Source organism: Mesorhizobium qingshengii (assembly GCF_027563465.1).
Lineage (GTDB): Bacteria > Pseudomonadota > Alphaproteobacteria > Rhizobiales > Rhizobiaceae > Mesorhizobium > Mesorhizobium qingshengii_A.
This window is the reverse complement of sequence record NZ_JAPFQA010000011.1, coordinates 153,258-170,381: the sequence shown is the minus strand read 5'-3', so window position 1 is coordinate 170,381 and position 17,124 is coordinate 153,258. Positions and strand designations below refer to the sequence as shown.

At 62.3% G+C, this 17,124-nt stretch carries 14 protein-coding genes; 8 read left to right on the top strand and 6 right to left on the bottom strand.

The window, feature by feature from the left end; translation table 11 throughout:
• Nucleotides 1-114 precede the first annotated feature (114 nt).
• On the bottom strand, nt 115-1,290 hold the full coding sequence (locus OOJ09_RS22470) for a YcaO-like family protein (RefSeq protein WP_269907297.1): 1,176 nt from the start codon (nt 1,288-1,290) through the stop codon (nt 115-117).
• Nucleotides 1,291-1,690: 400 nt separating this feature from the next.
• Nucleotides 1,691-3,379, bottom strand: a complete 1,689-nt coding sequence (locus OOJ09_RS22465; protein ID WP_269907296.1) for a BTAD domain-containing putative transcriptional regulator — start codon at nt 3,377-3,379, stop codon at nt 1,691-1,693.
• Nucleotides 3,380-4,538: 1,159 nt separating this feature from the next.
• Between OOJ09_RS22465 and OOJ09_RS22460 the strand changes: the two genes are divergently transcribed.
• The 8 genes from OOJ09_RS22460 to OOJ09_RS22425 are packed head-to-tail and all read left to right on the top strand — an operon-like array spanning nt 4,539 to nt 11,615.
• Nucleotides 4,539-4,982 carry an SRPBCC family protein gene (locus OOJ09_RS22460; protein WP_269907295.1) on the top strand — a complete coding sequence of 148 codons (444 nt, stop codon included), beginning with the start codon at nt 4,539-4,541 and terminating at the stop codon, nt 4,980-4,982.
• Between the two features lie 13 nt (nt 4,983-4,995).
• On the top strand, nt 4,996-5,790 hold the full coding sequence (locus OOJ09_RS22455; RefSeq protein ID WP_269907294.1) for an FAD binding domain-containing protein: 795 nt from the start codon (nt 4,996-4,998) through the stop codon (nt 5,788-5,790).
• A gap of 55 nt (nt 5,791-5,845) precedes the next feature.
• Nucleotides 5,846-6,328 carry a (2Fe-2S)-binding protein gene (locus OOJ09_RS22450; protein WP_269907293.1) on the top strand — a complete coding sequence of 161 codons (483 nt, stop codon included), beginning with the start codon at nt 5,846-5,848 and terminating at the stop codon, nt 6,326-6,328.
• Between the two features lie 12 nt (nt 6,329-6,340).
• Entirely contained in the window at nt 6,341-7,708 is a 1,368-nt protein-coding gene (locus OOJ09_RS22445) for a xanthine dehydrogenase family protein molybdopterin-binding subunit (protein WP_269907292.1), read from the top strand.
• A gap of 1 nt (nt 7,709) precedes the next feature.
• The gene (locus OOJ09_RS22440; RefSeq protein WP_269907291.1) at nt 7,710-8,714 is read left to right on the top strand and encodes a xanthine dehydrogenase family protein molybdopterin-binding subunit; all 1,005 of its coding nucleotides are present in this window, start codon (nt 7,710-7,712) and stop codon (nt 8,712-8,714) included.
• A gap of 8 nt (nt 8,715-8,722) precedes the next feature.
• The gene (locus OOJ09_RS22435; RefSeq protein ID WP_269907290.1) at nt 8,723-9,604 is read left to right on the top strand and encodes an AAA family ATPase; all 882 of its coding nucleotides are present in this window, start codon (nt 8,723-8,725) and stop codon (nt 9,602-9,604) included.
• Nucleotides 9,605-9,609: 5 nt separating this feature from the next.
• Nucleotides 9,610-10,728, top strand: coding sequence for a vWA domain-containing protein (locus OOJ09_RS22430; protein ID WP_269907323.1), 1,119 nt, complete (start codon nt 9,610-9,612; stop codon nt 10,726-10,728).
• Nucleotides 10,728-11,615 (top strand): amidohydrolase family protein, encoded by an 888-nt coding sequence (locus tag OOJ09_RS22425; protein WP_269907322.1) that lies wholly within the window; start codon nt 10,728-10,730, stop codon nt 11,613-11,615. Before OOJ09_RS22430 ends, OOJ09_RS22425 begins: the two co-directional genes overlap by 1 nt.
• Before the next feature lie 42 nt (nt 11,616-11,657).
• Here the strand turns inward: OOJ09_RS22425 and OOJ09_RS22420 are convergent, their stop codons facing one another.
• From OOJ09_RS22420 to OOJ09_RS22405, 4 genes are all read right to left on the bottom strand, one after another.
• On the bottom strand, nt 11,658-12,068 hold the full coding sequence (locus tag OOJ09_RS22420; RefSeq protein WP_269907289.1) for a carboxymuconolactone decarboxylase family protein: 411 nt from the start codon (nt 12,066-12,068) through the stop codon (nt 11,658-11,660).
• 380 nt (nt 12,069-12,448) lie between these two features.
• The gene (locus tag OOJ09_RS22415) at nt 12,449-13,945 is read right to left on the bottom strand and encodes a sugar ABC transporter ATP-binding protein (RefSeq protein ID WP_269907288.1); all 1,497 of its coding nucleotides are present in this window, start codon (nt 13,943-13,945) and stop codon (nt 12,449-12,451) included.
• Nucleotides 13,945-15,000, bottom strand: coding sequence for a hypothetical protein (locus OOJ09_RS22410; protein ID WP_269907287.1), 1,056 nt, complete (start codon nt 14,998-15,000; stop codon nt 13,945-13,947). The genes OOJ09_RS22415 and OOJ09_RS22410 overlap by 1 nt, the downstream gene beginning before the upstream one ends.
• Nucleotides 14,997-17,120, bottom strand: a complete 2,124-nt coding sequence (locus OOJ09_RS22405) for an ABC transporter permease (protein ID WP_269907286.1) — start codon at nt 17,118-17,120, stop codon at nt 14,997-14,999. Before OOJ09_RS22405 ends, OOJ09_RS22410 begins: the two co-directional genes overlap by 4 nt.
• Nucleotides 17,121-17,124 lie beyond the last annotated feature (4 nt).

Below are 17,124 nucleotides of genomic sequence, written 5' to 3'. Positions count from 1 at the left end.
CCAGCGGGCATTGAATTGCCGCAGCGCGCCAATGTTGAGATGACGGCGCTACCTCTCGCTTGTTAGCTGGCGGAGCCAACCGGCTTCAGCATCAGCCGATTGCGATCCCTGGTTCTAGATCAGAATGATGTTGCCATCAAAAGAGGTCTCGTCGAATGCCTCGCGCGTCCAACCAAGAGTCCGAGGTACAGACTGAAGTCGGCCTCTTCGAAATCTAGGCCGCCATGACCGGAGGCAAGGTGATAACGCACGAACAACCTTGAATGTATCGTCCGGCAGATCAAGGTCCACAAATACTACTGGTGCCCCTGTCTTTTTCGCAACTACATCGCTCAGATCCGCAGCTGGCGAGCTGGTAGAAGGAATGGCAGGTGCGTCGAGATCGGGCAAGAGGTGGGCCATGCGTGTAACCGATGCGGAGCGCGACCAAGACAAGAACCGTCCGGCTGGGCCTTCTGGCCTACCGGACTGCAACGCCCTCTTCTCGGCGAGGATAAGCGAGAGCTCGCTCTGCAACATCTCCAAGACGGCCGACTGACTAGCTTGCCGGACCGACAAATGCGCTGCGAAGCCATAGGCGATATTTGAGCCGTTCTGATCGGCCGAAATGGCGGCGATGACTGGCACGCCGAGGTCGTTCGTCAGATCCAGGAGCCAGGTGCGTCGTTGCCGCCGCTCTAGCCAACGTCGCAGATCCGAATGGGCCGGTTCATGAAGCGTTCCGAGCGGCACCGAAGGACGTCTTATGCGCCCGTACCACCAGATAGCGACTGCATCTCGTTCCACAAGTTCCAGCAGCGCGGTGACCTGGGCAGTGGAGCGGTCAATGCCGGCGGCAAGACCATTGCTATCTGTCGGTCCCTCCCCGAGCACGACGTTGACGATTGGCACGAATACGTCTGGGCCAGCGCGATTTGGCTTCGCCAAGCACCAGCTGGTGCAGTTGGAGACATGTTCCTTGACGACCGACCATGCGCGCGGTGAAATCAATTCACCTGGATCGGGACCATCTCGGAGTTGGATGTCCGAAAACTGCCAAAATTGGTTGGGCGCGATAGAACTTCCTGGCAGATCGGTTGCACGCGCCTCAATAATCTGAAGAGCGTCGATTTGAGAAGCCGCCGCTCGCTCCGCCATTTCGCCGAGACAGGATGCCAGCGCAGTCTCGCGCGTCAGACCCCGTCCCGAGCCGAGTATCTCGGCTTTGCCAGCGGACTCCCGTGCAGCGACGATGAACTCCGCAGGAGCATCGGTATGGGTCAGATGAAGTAAATCGAAATTTCCGTTCACCGATTCAGTACGCCCTCTTTGTGCCGACAGCCTTATGTGTTAGAGTTCCCTAAATTACTCTGAGCCATTCATTCTGGACTTACGGAAGCTTGAAAGCTTACCAGGGAGGTATGAGATGCGGCTTCGGACCATTCCTACCGTGAAGAGAGGCAGTGAGGACGAAAGCGGCTCGCTCACTTTTGCAACAGACCCCGTGGCGTGTCTAAAGGTGGGAAAACTGATATACAAAGCGGCCACTGATCAAGATGAATTTCAGAATTTTGTCGCGGATCCAATCGCAGCCTTGGAGGATGCCGGTATAGATCCGTCGCAATTGGCTCAATTGCAGATCAATGTAGTTCGTGATGATGCATCTACGGTACACATCGTGATACCAGTGGTAAATGAGAACAAAGGGACGCTAGATATTTATCTTCAGGAGCTGGGTTTCGTGACGATTATGGGGTGTAGGTAGCAGTCCCTGAAGCGGGCATCCGGTGATTTCTGAAATGAGTTTGGCCAGGCAAGTCAGAAATTCCTCGCGTCTATGCCGATCAGAGACGAGAGTGATCTGATCCAACCACTGCATCGCTGCGACCGGGCTAAAGCATCCGCCTTCCCAACGTTTTTCAACTATTTTCAGGAATGCAATCGCGGATGTATGAGCTTCGTCGTGGCGGGCACTCTTGGTCAACGCGAACGCATTCCATGCCAGCGGCTCGGCCAGTCCGAATGACCAGAGGGTTGAGCCATGATCGAGGGCTCGTTCATAGGCTCCGGCCATGGCAAATGCTTGAAGTCCGAAGAAGTGGAAAAAGTCTGGCGTCGCGGGGTGAAGGTGAAACGCCCTCTCTGCATACGTAACAGCCGCATTGCCGTCACCATAGCAGGCGAGTCCCTCGGAAGCGGATATCAAAACGGCGGGGTCATAGGGGTCAAGCTCGACGGCGCGCCTGAATTCCTTTTCTCCCTTGGTGTAGAGCCCCATGCGGTAATAAGCCCACCCCAGGACGCCACGGTTCCTGGCGTCCCACGGATCGATCGCCACGGCATTCTTGGCCAATGCGAGTGCTTCGCTGAACGAAAGTGAGGTGACCTCGCTGCTAGGGTTTGCCATTGGCTGACAAAGTTGAATGGAAGCGAGCCCTGCGATAGGGCGAGAAAATCCGGGGTCCAGGGCGGCGGCTCGACGTAACATGGAAACAGCGCCGTCGAGATCACGCGAACGAAAGCTTTCGGTTAATCGGTCGGCGTCCAACCATATACTGTAAGCATCATCCAGCTTTTTTCCTGCTTGTAGATGGTCGGTTGCGATTGCGTATTCAACGTGGCTGACAATCCGATCCAAATCCGCCAGCGACGCTGTGACAATGCCCAGGTTTTCATTGTCCATTCGCTCCGAAAGCAGATGCGTCCTATCGATGTTCCTGCTCAATCTGAAGGAAGCCTGCAGTCGCCTTTCGTCGACCCAGATATTCATCATGAGCGCGTAGGTCGCATCGAGGCGTTCCCCGGGGTGCGTTGGGAGCAACAATGCAAGACTGTGCGATCGTCCCAATGCTCCCACCAGCTCTTCAAACAGGAAACCAGCGAGCCCGTTGGTCAACTCCGGCGGCCCTACTGGTGGCCTGGCAACCAACACGACGGAAGGCAGCCGCCGGCAGGTCAATGACCCGCCTGACGCTTGTCGGTTCAAAGCTTCGCGCTTGGGACTCTGCGCGGCCTCGGCGAGCCGCAGCAAAGCCGATGGAGGCTCGGAATCCAGATCGCGTCTAAATGCCTCGCGGCATGCCTCATAGCGTCGAAGTGCTGCGGATGCATTGCCTTTGTCTAGCGCCCATCCAATCAAAGCCGAGTGAGCAGCCTCGTTTGTTGGCTCAATTCGAATGAGATACTCCGCCAGCTTATGAAGGTCCGGCTCGCATCCCGTTCGAACAGCGACCGCAAGAGCCACGCCAGCCGAACGTACGAAAATTTCTGTTATGTGCATCCGCTCGATGCTCAACCAGGCGTCGAATTCGGGGTCCGGAGAAAGCAGGCCCTCCAAGAGTCCACCATCCCAATGGTCCGCCGCAAAGAGGATTGCTTCGGAGTTCCCTTGGGCCAACATCTGTTCGACTATCCGCACATCGACGCGGAGTTCTCCCAGATCGATTCCAATCGTGTCTCTTGTGGCTCGAAGGAGCTGTTTGGCTCTTTCTCCGAATGTGCGTCTGAGGTCGGCCAAGGTTTGGCGAAGCGAGTCGCGCGCTTGTTCTTCACCTCTGCTGCTCCATAGCAATCCGCAGATTTTCTCTCGCGTAGCATGCCCATCTCGCTGGAGCGCCAGAAAAGCGAGTAAGCAGACAGACCTTCGGGATCTTGGAGTCAGGTCGCGCCCATCGCAATCGTGCAAGGCAACCCTGCCCAGCAACTTTAGGTACGGCCGCGTGTCTGGTTCAACTGCTCCGACCATAGGTCACGACGCCTCACATCGTGTAATTTAGCTCATTATCATGTATCGCGTCTTGGGTCTTTAGTCCTTTTACGGCAGCCACCGCCCGCCAAATCAGAATTTCCGGTTTCGAGTTTTCACGATCAGGGCTTCATTTTTTCACGGAAGGCACCGGACCCGTTCGTAACCTCCATGCAGTTTCTCAATCACGAGAGACTAACAAAAGGAGGATGATATGTTGTACTTTGCTTCCAACCAGACGACTCGCATCACTCGTACGGTTTCGCTTGCAGTGTTCGGCCTTTTGGCGAACTCGATCGTGAGCGAAGCTGCCTACTCGAACACCGCCCCCTTCGTCGGTGTTCACAGTCTACGTGCCGACAATGGCGACTTCGATACCTGGGATGAACCAGCGACTCGAGATTCATTCGTCGCCAAAGGCATGGTGGATCCTGTCCAGGTAGGGACCATCGGGAACGCCGGCGCCGAGTCGACGTCCAAGTGTCTCGGGGTGAGCCCACGAATGTATGACCCTGTCAGTCCCAACTGCCGGAACTGAGGTCCAGAAAGGGGCGGTCTATAGCACCGCCCCTCTCTAGCCAGGCGGATGCGCCCCGAGAGGTGGCTTGGCGCAAAACAGACCCAGCAGCCTACGATCGCTGCTGGCAAACGGCGCAATCAAAGGCTTCATGCAGCTTGAAGCGTGGCAAAGAAAGAAATCCGGAGGTCGACCCTTTTTCAGACTCCTTGATACGCGCTCAAGACGCATTGATAAGCGCCGCTGAAATGGCCGCCCTACCCTTGCACCGGATCGTTTTTGCAAGGGAACATTTGAATGGCGAAAGTCACCATCTCCAGCGTCATCGACGCGCCGGTCGAAAAGGTCTGGGCGCGCATACGCGACTTCAACGGACTGCCGAGCTGGCATCCGCGCATGGTCGAAAGCCATATCGAGGACGGCAAGGACGCCGGCACGATCGGCTGCGTGCGCAACTTCCAGCTCGCCAGCGGCGCCCGCATCCGTGAAAAGCTGCTCGACTTCTCCGACGCGAATTTCCTCGTCAGCTATTCCATCCTGGAGACGCCGCAGCCACTGACCAACCACAAGGCGACGCTGCAACTGCGGCGCGTGACCGATGGTGACCGCACCTATGCCGAATGGACCGCCAGCTTCGACGCCGCACCCGAGGAAGCCGACAAGCTGGCCGAGGGCATGGGTGCTAATGTCTTCCAGGGTGGCTTCAACGCCCTGAAGAGCCATTTCGCCGGCCAGAGCTGACAGGAGCCAGGCCATGGCGCTAGCACTGCAAACTTTTGCTACGGTGAAAGACGCGAACGTAGCGCTGAAGGCCGCTGGCACGCGCTATCTTGGCGGGGGTACACTCGTGGTCCGCGCGGCCAATGAAGGCAATATCTCGGTCTCCGGTCTCGTCCGCTCGACCGATCCGGCCCTGTCGGCCATCACCGTGACAGGCGGCAAGGTCCGCATCGGCGCTTCGGTGACGATGGCGGCGATCGCCCGCCATCCGGACCTCGGCACCCTTGCCAGGGCCGCCCGCGCCGTCGGTGGCCCGGCGATCCGCAACATGGCGACCGTCGGTGGCAATTTGTTCGCACCGGCACCCTATGGCGATTTCGCTGTCGCCCTGCTGGCGCTTGGCGCCACGGTCAGTACCGACGATGGCGAAACGCCGATCGAGACCTTTCTGGCCAAGCGGGACGGCAGCCGCGCCATCGTCACCTCGGTCGGCTTCACGCTTCCGAAGGTTGGCGATTTTCGCTTCCTGAAGGTTTCGCGGGTCAAGCCGAAAGGCATCTCGGTGCTCAGCATCGCCGCCATGCTCGAACAGGCCGGCGACGGCACCGTGTCCTCGGCGCGGATCGCGCTTGGCTGCATGGCCGACCGGCCAATGCGCGCCAAGGCGGCGGAGAAGGCGCTGCTCGGCAGGAGGCTTGACCAGGACGGCATCGCACCGGTGCTGGCCGCCGCCGGTGAAGGCACCGCGCCGATCACCGATCCGATCGCCAGCGCCTGGTATCGCGCGGAAGTCCTGCCGGTCCATCTGCGCCGGCTGTTGCTCAGCTAATCACCTGTCGGGGGGCGCGCGCTTGCCCTGCGGGGCAGGCGCGCAAGGAGGAAACATGGCAAAGGTCCCGGTTCAATTCACGCTCAACGGTTCTGAAAAAGCCGAATTCATCGAAAGCGGCACGACGCTGCTCAACGCCTTGCGCGACAAGATCGGCGACACCTCGCCGAAAGGCGGCTGCCATCAGGGCACCTGCGGCGCCTGCTCCGTCATCATCGATGGCGAGCTCAGGCTCTCCTGCCTGACGCTGGCCGAGACCTGCAATGGCGCTGCCATCTCCACCACTTCAGGGCTTTCGGAAGGCGGCGTCCTGCATCCCCTGCAGCGCGCCTTCCTCGACACCTTCGCCACGCAATGCGGTTTCTGCACGCCGGGCATGATCATGGCCGCCAGGGTGCTGCTCGACCACACGCCCAATCCCAGCCGCGAGGAGGTGGTCGAGGCACTGTCGGGCAACATCTGCCGCTGCACCGGCTACGAGCCAATCATCCAGGCGGTGCTGCTTGCGGCCCGCTCCAATTCGCAGAACGCCGCCTGAGGGGAAGCAACCATGGAACTGCGCAAGAACTACTTCGCCGATGTGCGCAAGGACGATCTGCACGAGATCGGCCAGCCGAGGGCCCGTTCGGATTCGCCCGGCCATGTCACCGGCAAGACCGCCTTTTTCGCCGACCGCAATTTCCCCGGCATGCTGCACCTGAAGATGGTGCGCAGCCCGCATCACCATGCCCGCATCCGCTCGATCGACACGTCGGAGGCCGAGAAACATCCGGGCGTGGTGAAAATTCTGACCGCCAGGGACGTGCCGCACAATGTCTACACCATCCTGATCCTGATCCAGATCGGGCCGGAGGACGAGACGGTGCTGGCGGACGGCAAGGTGCGCTGGAAGGGCGAGGCCGTGGTGGCGGTGCTGGCCGAGACCGAGCGCGCGGCGCAGGAGGCGGCGGCCAAGGTCAAGATCGACTATGAGGTGCTGCCGGCCGTCTTCGACATGGAGGAAGCGCTGAAGCCCGGCGCGCCGCTGGTCAACGAATATCACGGCCAGAACTACTACCTTTATGACAGTGGCGAGTGCCGCAAGGTGCGCTTCGGCGATGTCGAGGCGGGCTTTGCCGGCGCCGATTATGTGCTGGAGCAAAGCTACCAGTCCTCGCCCATCGAGCATGCACCGACCGAGACCACCGGCTGCGTCGTCGCGCCCGAGGGCAATGACCGCTTCACCTGCTACACCAACACGCAGGCGATGTTCTTCACCCTCGACAATGCCTCGATCATCCTGCAGATGCCCGGCAACAAGCTGCATTTCGTCGGCGGCACCGTCGGCGGCGGCTTTGGCGGCAAGGTCGACGTCATCGTCGAGCCGATCGCCATCCTCGGCGCCAAGCTGACCGGCCGGCCGGTCTCCTTCATCTACAGCCGCGAGGAGGAGATGCAGATATCGTCACCCCGCGCGGCCGAAAAGGTCGTCATCAAGGACGGCGTCATGAAGGACGGCCGCATCGTCGCCCGCAAAGTCACCGGCTATACCGATGCCGGCGCCTATTCGCGCCACTCGCCGTATGGCGCGCAGAAAGGCGCCGGGCATTACCCCGGCCCCTACACGATCCCCAATGTCTGGATCGACACCTATTGCGTCTACACCAACCGCACGCCCTCCTCCGCCATGCGCGGCTTCGGCGTCACCATCGGCGACTTCGCGCTGGAAGTGCAGATGGACAAGCTGGCGCGGCTGATCGGCATGGACCCGCTCGAATTCCGCTTCATCAACGCCTATCGCGACGGTGACATGAAGGCGCATCGCCAGCCGACCGAGGGAGCGGCGCTGATCGAATGCATGCAGGAAGCCTCGCGCGCCGCCAACTGGCCCGTGGCGGAGAAGTACATGACGATGTCCTCCTACGCGAAGGGAGCTTGAAATGGCGATCAGACGCGGACGCGGCGTCGCCGCGATCAACTATCCTACCGGCATGAATCTCGGCGGCGATCCGACCCAGGCGCTGGTCCACTCGACACCGACCGGCAATTTCATGGTGACGCTGTCATCGGTCGATCTCGGCCAGGGCATGAAGCAGATCATGGCGCAGATCTGCGCCGAGACGATCGGCGTGCCGACCGACCGCGTCGTCGTCGACACCGCCGACACCGACACCGGCCCGCACTGCATGGGCACCTTTGCCTCACGCGGCACGCACCGCGCCGGCAATGCCGTCATCCAGGCGGCCAGGGAAGCCCGCCAGGTGATGCTGGAAGTGGCGGCCGAAGAACTGGAAGTCAACGCCTCCGACCTCGAGACCGACGGCCAGGGCAACATCCTGGTCAAGGGCGCCCCGCAGAGATCGATCTCGGTCTTCGATGTCGCGCTGTCGGCGCATTTCAAGCGCGGCCGCTCGATCTCTGGCCGCGGCATGTTCCTGATCCCGCGTTCCTATCCGGAGAAGGAGACCGGCGCGATGAAGCCGTCGACCTGCTATGCGCATGCCTGCACTGTCGCCGAAGTCGAGGTCGACGACGAGACCGGCGAAGTCACCGTGCTGACGGTCAAGAACATTTTCGAGATCGGCCGCGCGCTGAACCCGAAAATGGTCGAGCAGCAGCTCGTCGGCGGCTCGTGGATGGGCATCAGCCACGCGCTCTACGAGACGACCGAGCCCTACTACCCCAACCGCGACCATGGCGGCACCGACTTCAACCAGTATTTGATGCCGGGTCCCGGCGATCTTGCCGAAACCGAGATCATCGTGCTGGAACGGCCTTCCGCCGACGGACCTTACGGCGCCAAGGGACCGGGCGAAATGTGCGCCAATCCGCAGATTCCAGCGGTCGCCAATGCCGTCTTCGACGCGGTCGGCGTGCGCATCGACACGCTGCCGATCACACCGGAACGCATCCTGCGCGCGCTCAAGGCGCAAGCACCGAATTGAGCGCTGACATGCCCGAGGTAAACGCCGAGACTGTCGCGACCTCGCCGGAGGCGGTGGCGCAGCACCTCGCCGCCTCGCGCTATCTGGCCGATGAGAGCCTGGCCACCGCCATCTTCCTGGCCATCCGGCTGGGCAAGCCCCTGCTGCTCGAAGGCGCGCCGGGCGTCGGCAAGACCGAAGCGGCCAAGGCGATCGCCAGTCTGCTCGGCCGCGACCTGGTGCGGCTGCAATGCTATGAAGGCATCGATGCCGCGCACGCGCTCTACGAATGGAACTACCAGCGCCAGTTGCTCGCCATCCGCCATGCCGGCGATAAGGAAATCGACATCTATGACGACCGTTTCCTGATCGCCCGGCCGCTGCTGCAGGTGCTGAGGGCGCCGGAGCAACGCGTGCTGCTGGTCGACGAGATCGACCGTTCCGACCATGAATTCGAAGCCCTGCTGCTCGAATTCCTCTCCGATTTCCAGATCAGCATCCCTGAACGCGGCACCATCCGCGCCGCCTCGCAGCCGATCGTCATCCTGACCTCGAACCGCACCCGGGAACTGGCCGAGGCGCTACGCCGCCGCTGCGTCTATCACTGGATCGGCTATCCCGACGCCGAGCGTGAGGCCGCCATCATCATGCTGCGCGCCGGCGATGTCGCGCAAGCCACCGCACGCGCGGTCGCGGCTGCCGTGCAAACCATCCGTGCCCGGCCGCTCGCCAAGCCGCCCGGCATCGCCGAGGCAGTCGAATGGGCCAATGCCGCCACTATCCTGGAAAAGGGCGGCAGTCCTTGGCCGGAAGCGTTCCGCCGCGCCATCGGCGTGCTCATCAAGGACGAGGAAGACCTCTCCTACATCGCGCCGGAGCTCGGCCGGATCGTCGAGGAGGCCCTGGCGTGAGCGCCCTGCCGCACGCCGCCGGGCCCTTCCTCGGTTTCGGGCGGCTGCTGCGCCGCTACGGCTTTGCCGTCGCGCCCGAGCAGGTGTCAGGCTTCATGCAGGCGGTGACATTGCTCGGACCCCGCTCGATGGCCGATATCCGCGAGGCCGCCCTTGCCACGCTCGCGCCGCCACCTGACCGCCGCGACGAATTCGAGGCGCATTTCCAAAGCCATTTCTACGGCAACGCATCGGCCGTGGTCGAAGGCGACGCCGACGAGGAAACCCGTATCAAGGATGATGGCGGCTCGGATCAGGAAGAGATCGAGGTGGTCAGCCTGCAGGAAGGTGGCGAACTGTCCTCCGGCGCCGAACAGCTGAGCACGCGCGACTTCCAGCGCGACGACGACAGGCTGACCGGTTTTCAACGCAAGCTCGCCTCCGCCCTGCCCGCCCGCCGCTCCTTCCGCACCGCACGCACGCACGCGCGCGGCAAGCTCGACCTGCGCCGGTCGCTCAGGGAAATCGTCAGCGCCGATGGCGACGTCCCCTCGCCGCTGCTGCGCCGCCGTCAGACCGTGCCGCGCAAGCTGCTGCTGATGATCGACGTCTCCGGCTCGATGAGACTGCACACAGCGGACTATCTCAAGCTCGCCCATGCCGCCGTGCAAGGCGGGGATCGCGTCGAGATCTTCACCTTCGGCACACGGCTGACCCGCATCACATCAGCGCTGCGCATCCGCGACCGCGACCAGGCGCTGGCGCGTGCGGCAGCCCTGGTCGACGATTGGGACGGTGGCACCCGAATGGGGCCAACCCTGCTGGCCTTCCTCTCGGTGCCGCGCTTCTCGGCCTTCGCGCGCGGTGCCGCCGTCGTCATCCTGTCCGACGCGCTGGAGCGCGGCGATCATGCCGAACTGGAGACGGCGATGCGCCGGCTGAGCGCCCGCGCCTTCCGGCTCTCGTTGGCGACACCGTTGGCTGGCGACCCACGCTTCCGGCCGGCAACGGCGGCACTTCGCGCCATCCTGCCAGTGCTCGACGATCTCGTCGACGGCTCGTCGCTCGCCGGTCTCACCGATTTCATCCTGTCGCTTGCCCGCCCGGCTCCAGCGGCGGCGGCAATCTGGAAGAGGGTTTCATGATGCAGAAAGCCATCGACGCGCATTTCCACATCTGGCGCCGGCAGGACCAGCCCTGGCTGGTCGGACCGATGGTGCCGCGCATCTTCGGCCCTTACGAGCCGATCCGCCGCGACTACCCGATCGAGGAATTTCTGGCCGATCAGCAGGGCGCCGGCGTCGAGAAGGCCGTCTATGTCCAGACCAACTGGGCCAAGGAGGATTTCGAGAAGGAAGTCGCCTTCCTGCAGAAGACCGCCGACGAGACCGGCTGGCCGCACGCCATTGTGGGTTATGCCGACATGACGGTGGACGATGTTCGTCCCCAGATCGACCGGCTGAAAAAATACCCGCTGCTGCGCGGCGTGCGCATGCAACTGCATTGGCACGAGACTCCGGCCTTCCGCTTCGCCGCCTCGGCCGACCAGGTCATCGACCCGAAGGTACGCGCCAATGTGGCGCGGTTGAAGGACTATGGCCTATCCTTCGACCTGCAGCTTTTCCCGGCGCAGATGAAGGACGGCCTTACCCTTGTCGGCGAGAATCCGCGGACCAATTTCATCCTCACCCACGCCGGCATGCTGACCAGCATGGAACCGGAGGCGGCGGAAGCGTGGAAGGCAGGCCTGCGCACGCTGTCAGCGGCGCCCAATTTCCATGCCAAGCTGTCCGGCCTCGGCACCTTCGTCCACTGCAACGATCCGGCGCTGATCGCCTACATCGTCGACAATGCGATCGACATCCTTGGCAGCGACCACCTGATGTTCGGTTCGAACTTCCCGATCGAGAAATTGTGGACCAGCCACGCCGAGCTGATCAAGGCGCACCGGGAAGCGGTGGCGAAGCACGGCGCGGCGGCAGAGGCGGATATTTTCTGGAACACGGCGGACCGCGTTTACAGGCCGGTGTAGGAGCGCACTTCCCTTCTCCCCTGTGGGAGAAGGACAGGCGTTTCAGCTCTTCACCTCGAACTGTGGATCGACCGGGATCTGCATCGCAGTGACCAGATGATTGGTCTGCCCCGCTAGGCCGATGATCGACACCAGTTCGCCATGCTGTGCGTCGGTCATGCCCTTGGCTCGGGCCGCTGCCGTGTGCGAGTGGACGCAATACGAACAACCATTGGCGGTCGACACCGCGATGTAGATCATCTCCTTGGTGAGTGGGTCGATGGCGCTGTCGGCCACCATCACCACCTTCAATTGTTCCCAGATCCGCTTCAGCGCTGGGGGATCATTGGCCAGCCCACGCCAGAAATTGTTGACGAAATCGGATTTGCGCGTCGCACGGATGTCGTCGAACACCGCCTTCACGGCTGGGATTTCTTCGACCTCGGCATCGCTGAGAAGTCTTGTGGTGGCCATGGGGTTTCCTTTCGTTGAATCGATGGATCAGGTCGTTGAATCAGGTATCGAGCAAAGATGGCTAACCAGCTTTTTTGACTCGGTTTTTGGCGCGCAATAACGCATGAACCTTGAAGGTTGGCCGAAGCACCTAAACTTCGTCATCCCTCGGCGAAGCAGGCGCGAAGCGCCGTCGCGGAGACCCTGGGATCCATGCCGAGACATCAGCCGTAGAGTGCAGCGGAGTAGATTCCGCACCGCAGCAACGCTCAGGAGCCCCGGCATGGATCCTGGGGTCTGCGCCGCGTCGCTTCGGTCCTTGCTTCGCCCCAGGATGACGAAGGGATAGGCGTTTTCGCCAATTGCCAACGTATACGCACCACTAAGCACCAGACAGCAACCTAGTGCACGGCCGCGTACATTATCTTCTCCTCCGTCGCCTCCGCCGGCGAAAACTCCTCGACGATGCGGCCTTGTCGGCAGACCAGGATACGGTCGGACAGGTTCATGATCTCCGGCAGGTAGGACGAGATGACGACGACGGCGAGACCTTCGTCGGCCAGCCGGTTGATGATCTGGTGGATCTCGGCGATAGCGCCGACATCGACGCCGCGCGTCGGCTCGTCGAAGATGACGATGCGCGGCTTCTGCACCAGCCCCTTGCCGATCACAACCTTCTGCTGGTTGCCGCCGGAAAGCTCGACGACGCGCGCATTGTCGTTGATCGCCTTGATGTTTAGCGTCTTCGTCCATTCGGCCGAGAGCGCGCGCATCTCCTGCGCGTTGATCACCCAGGCCTTTTCGCGGCCGGCCGCCAACAGCCCGCCGAACAGGTTCTCGGCGATGCCCATCGTCTCGAAAATGCCTTCGCTCTTGCGGTCCTCGGTGACATAGACGATGCCGTCGGCCACCGCCTCGCTCGGCACGAGATAGCGCACGGGCCTGTCGTCCAGTTCGATGGCGCCGCCGCGCAGGAAATCGCGCTTGTAGATGCCGGAGACGATCTTGAACGTCTCGGTGCGGCCCGAGCCGATCAGCCCGAACACGCCGGTGATCTGACCTTCGAAGATCGAGAAGGAGTTGTTGCGCACGACGTTGCTCATCGAAATGTCCTGCACCGACAGCACTTTCTTGCCGGCCTTGCGCAGCTTTGCCTCATCGCGTTGCCGGTAGATCTGTCCCGACAATGTGCGCCCGACCATGGCGGCGACGATCCTGTCGCGGTCGAAGGCGGACGTGTCGTCGGTGATGACCAGCTCGCCATCGCGCAGGATGGTGATGCGATCGGCGATCATCAGCGCTTCTTCCAGCGCGTGGCTGATGAAGACGATCGAAACGCCACCCGCCTTCAGCCGCCGGATCAACGCGAAGAAGTGGCGCTTTTCTTCCGGCGTAAGCGTCGCCGTCGGCTCGTCGAAGATGATGATTTCGGCATTGTGGTGCACGGCGCGCGCGATCTCGACCATCTGCCGCTTGGCCGCGCCCAGCGTCGCCACCATGGCGTTGGGGTCGACGGGGAAGTTCAGCGACTGCAGGAACTGCTGCGCCGAGATATAGGTGCCGCGCAAACGGTTGAGGAACTTTTCGGTGCCGAGATAGAGGTTCTGCGCCACCGTCATCGACGGCACCAAGCTGGTTTCCTGAAACACCATGGCGATGCCGGCTTCAAGCGCCGCATGCGGCGAGGTGTAGGCGATCTCGGCGCCTTTGTGGAACATCTTGCCGGAGGTGGCGTCGACCACGCCGGCGATGATCTTGGTCAGTGTCGATTTGCCGGCGCCGTTCTCGCCGAGCAGCGCGTGGATCTCGCCCTTGCGCAGGTCGAAGGTGACGTTCTTCACGGCCGGCACGCCGCGATAAGTCTTGGTGACGTTCTCCAGGCGGACGATTGGTTCCATCAGAAACCTCCCGACGCAAGGTCGATCGCCAGCACGCAGTCGCCGCCCCTGGAGGCGACGAACAGCCGGCCGTCTTTCTCGGCGACGCTGCAGATGCCGTGGCGCGTTCCGTTGGCGCGGCTGTGCAGGCTGAACTGCGGCTGCATGTTCTGATCCAGTTTGACCACCAGCCCGTAGGAGCGGCTGGGCGACCACGGCTTGTGGATGCCCATGGTGCGGATGCCTCCGCATTGCAGCGGTTCGAGGAAGCTGCGGCTGGAAGCCAGCGCCGGCACGATCCAGTAGGCCGGCGGGACCTGGTCGATCATGTCCTGCCGGTAGTGCGTCTCCTGCAGCACGAATTCGATCAGCCGGTTGCGCGGCGCGAACAAGGTCAACCACGCCCCACCATCGGCGGAGGATGACAGCCGTGCGGGATAGCCGGGGAGATGTGTCAGCACCGTCGAGCGGCTGCCGGTCTCACCATCGAAGCGGATGAGTTGATGACGCCAGCTTTCGCTGACCAGTACGTCCTTGCCGATGGGATGCAGGCCATAAGGGAAGGCGACGTCGCCGGCGACTTTGCGGAATGCACCGCCCGCCGCTTCTCGCCTCCACAGCGAACCGGACGCGCCCTTCTTCATCAGATCGGCGGCCCATTGCGACGGCGCATGCTCGGCTGAACCGTTGGCCAGCCACAACGTGCCATCGTCTGCATAGGCAAGTGCTGCGACGCAGCGGACATCAGCCGGCAGAACGACGTCCTTGCCGGCAATCAGCAGCTTGCCGCTTTCAAGCCCGACCGTCAGTTCGCCCAACGGCGATAGTGCCAGTGCCGTGACCGGAGATGGAAATGTTTCGACAACCTTCGGCGCGGTGCCGGCAGCAAGCGAATAGACGGCGTTGCCGCTGGAGGCGAGCAGCCTGTCACCGGAGACCAGCAGATTGTCCGGCTCGGACAGTTCGGCGAAAGCCGGCGCATCATCCAGCCGGGTGTTGGGACGGAAGGCGCCGTCGAGCGGCGGGATGGTCACCGCCTTGCCGCGAAACAGATCGAGCACGGGATCGAGGATCATGGTTTTGGTCCCCAATAGGAAGCGGCGCTGGTCCAGTTGGGGTCGGCGCCTGATATCTTGTAGCGGCCGATGCGGTTGTTGAGGATGCCGCCGACGAACAGATATCCCTTGTGCTCGCGCATCGAGGTGACCATCGGGTGCGCACCGCCTGTGAGGTCGCCCATCGCCTCGACGATGCCGCCCTTCTCGTTGAACTTGACCACGCCGCCGGTGTTGATGTTGGGGAACAGCCATTCGTCCTGCGGCAGCCGGCGCGTCATGCGTTTGCGCATGTCGGGGTGACGCAGCGACAGGTCGAAGCTCGGCGTGCGCATGCCGAGCCACGCCATCCAGTAATTGCCGTCGGACGCCCGGTTGATATTGTCGGGGTAGCCCGGCATGTCGCGGATGAGGCATTCGGCAGTGCCGGCCTTTGGCCCTTCCAGCCAGTAGCGATGCACACGGCAGGCCCAGCTTTCGGCGAAGAACAGCGACTTGCCGTCATGCGCCATGCAGACACCGTTGGTGTAGCGATAGCCATCGAGCAGCGTCTTGGTCGAGCCGTCCTTCGGGTCATAGACCAGCAGGCGGCCGGTGGCGCGGTTCTCGATCGAGTCCAGCGCCCAGTCATGGGCGTCATAGCGCTTCGTTGAATCCGTGAAATAGATGCGGCCATCAGGCGCGATGTCGCAATCATTGGGATCGCGCAGCCGCGCATCGTCGACGATCGAAGTCCACGAGCGCGACGTCTCCGCGGACAGCCGTTTCACTTCGCGTTCTGGCGACACCGAATAGAGTCCCATGGCGCCGACGCAGCTGATCAGATTGCCTGCCTTATCGAAGGCCAGGCCAAGTGGAAAGCCGCCAATATGGGCAAAGACTTCCGACCTGACATAGTCCGGCGCGAAAAAGCGGACAATCTCGCCGTGCCGCGTGCCGCAATACAGATTGTCATCGCGGTCGAGGATGACGTCCTCCGGTCCCTCCAGTTCACCAAGCCCGATGTGGTCGGCAGCCGACAACCTGTTGTCGAGTTCGTAAGGCGTGCCGGAGCCGGGTGCTGCCGACTGTGTTTCGCCCATCCGGAGGTAGACCGGCGCGACATAGACCTCGTTCAGCACCTTGTGGCGGTTCTTCAGCCAGCGGATGTCGATGGTCACAGCCACGGCCAGCATGATGCCGAGCACCATCTGGTTGGTGCCGGTGCCGTAGCCAAGCCGGATCAGCCCGTTGGTCATGGTCAGCACGATGATGGCGCCCATCAGGCCCTTGATCACCGAACCGCGTCCGCCGCCGAGGCTGACACCGCCGACCACCGCCGCCGTCAGCGCCATGATCTCGAGGTTGAGGCCGGTGCCGGGCCCTGCCCCGCTCAAGCGGCAGGCGATCAGAAAACCGCCGATCGAGGCGCAGAAGCCGGAGAAGACATAGGTCATGAACACGGTGCGGCGCACCCTAATGCCGGCATTGTGGGCCGAGCGCCTGGAGCCGCCGACCGCCAGCACATGCCAGCCGGGCCGCGAGCGCGTCAGTGCAATGTGGGTGACGATGGCCAGGATGATCGCCAGCCACACGGAAACGGACAGGCCCCAGAAGGTGCTGTCGCCAATGAAGTCGAGCACATCCGAGGTGGCGGTCGAAAGCTGCACGTCAGCGGCATAGGTGGTGACGAGGATGTCGAACAGCGCCCGCCCGAAGATGAAGGTGACCAGCGTGGTGAGGAAGGCGCGCAGCCGCAAGTACCCAACGAGATAGCCGTTGATGGCGCCGAAGACGAGGCCCGTGGCAAGCGACGCGGCCAGCGCTAGCCATATCGACTGTTCGAGGATGAAGAAGGCATAGACGGCGGAAAAGCAGGACAGCGCGAAGATCGAACCGACCGACAGGTCGATGCCGCCGCCCAGCATCACCACCGTCATGCCGGTGACGACCATCGAGAACTCGCCGAGCTGGCGGGTCGATTCCTGCAGCGAGGTCAGCTTGAAGAAGCCCGGAATGACCGATCCGAAGGTCGCCAACGTCACCACCAGCGCCAGGAACGGAATGGCGTTGTCGGTCCAGCGTTTGGTCAGTATCTCGCCGACCAGATGGTCGGGCACCAGATTGTAGCGCCAGGACTGGAGGCGTTCGCGAAAGGACATCAGG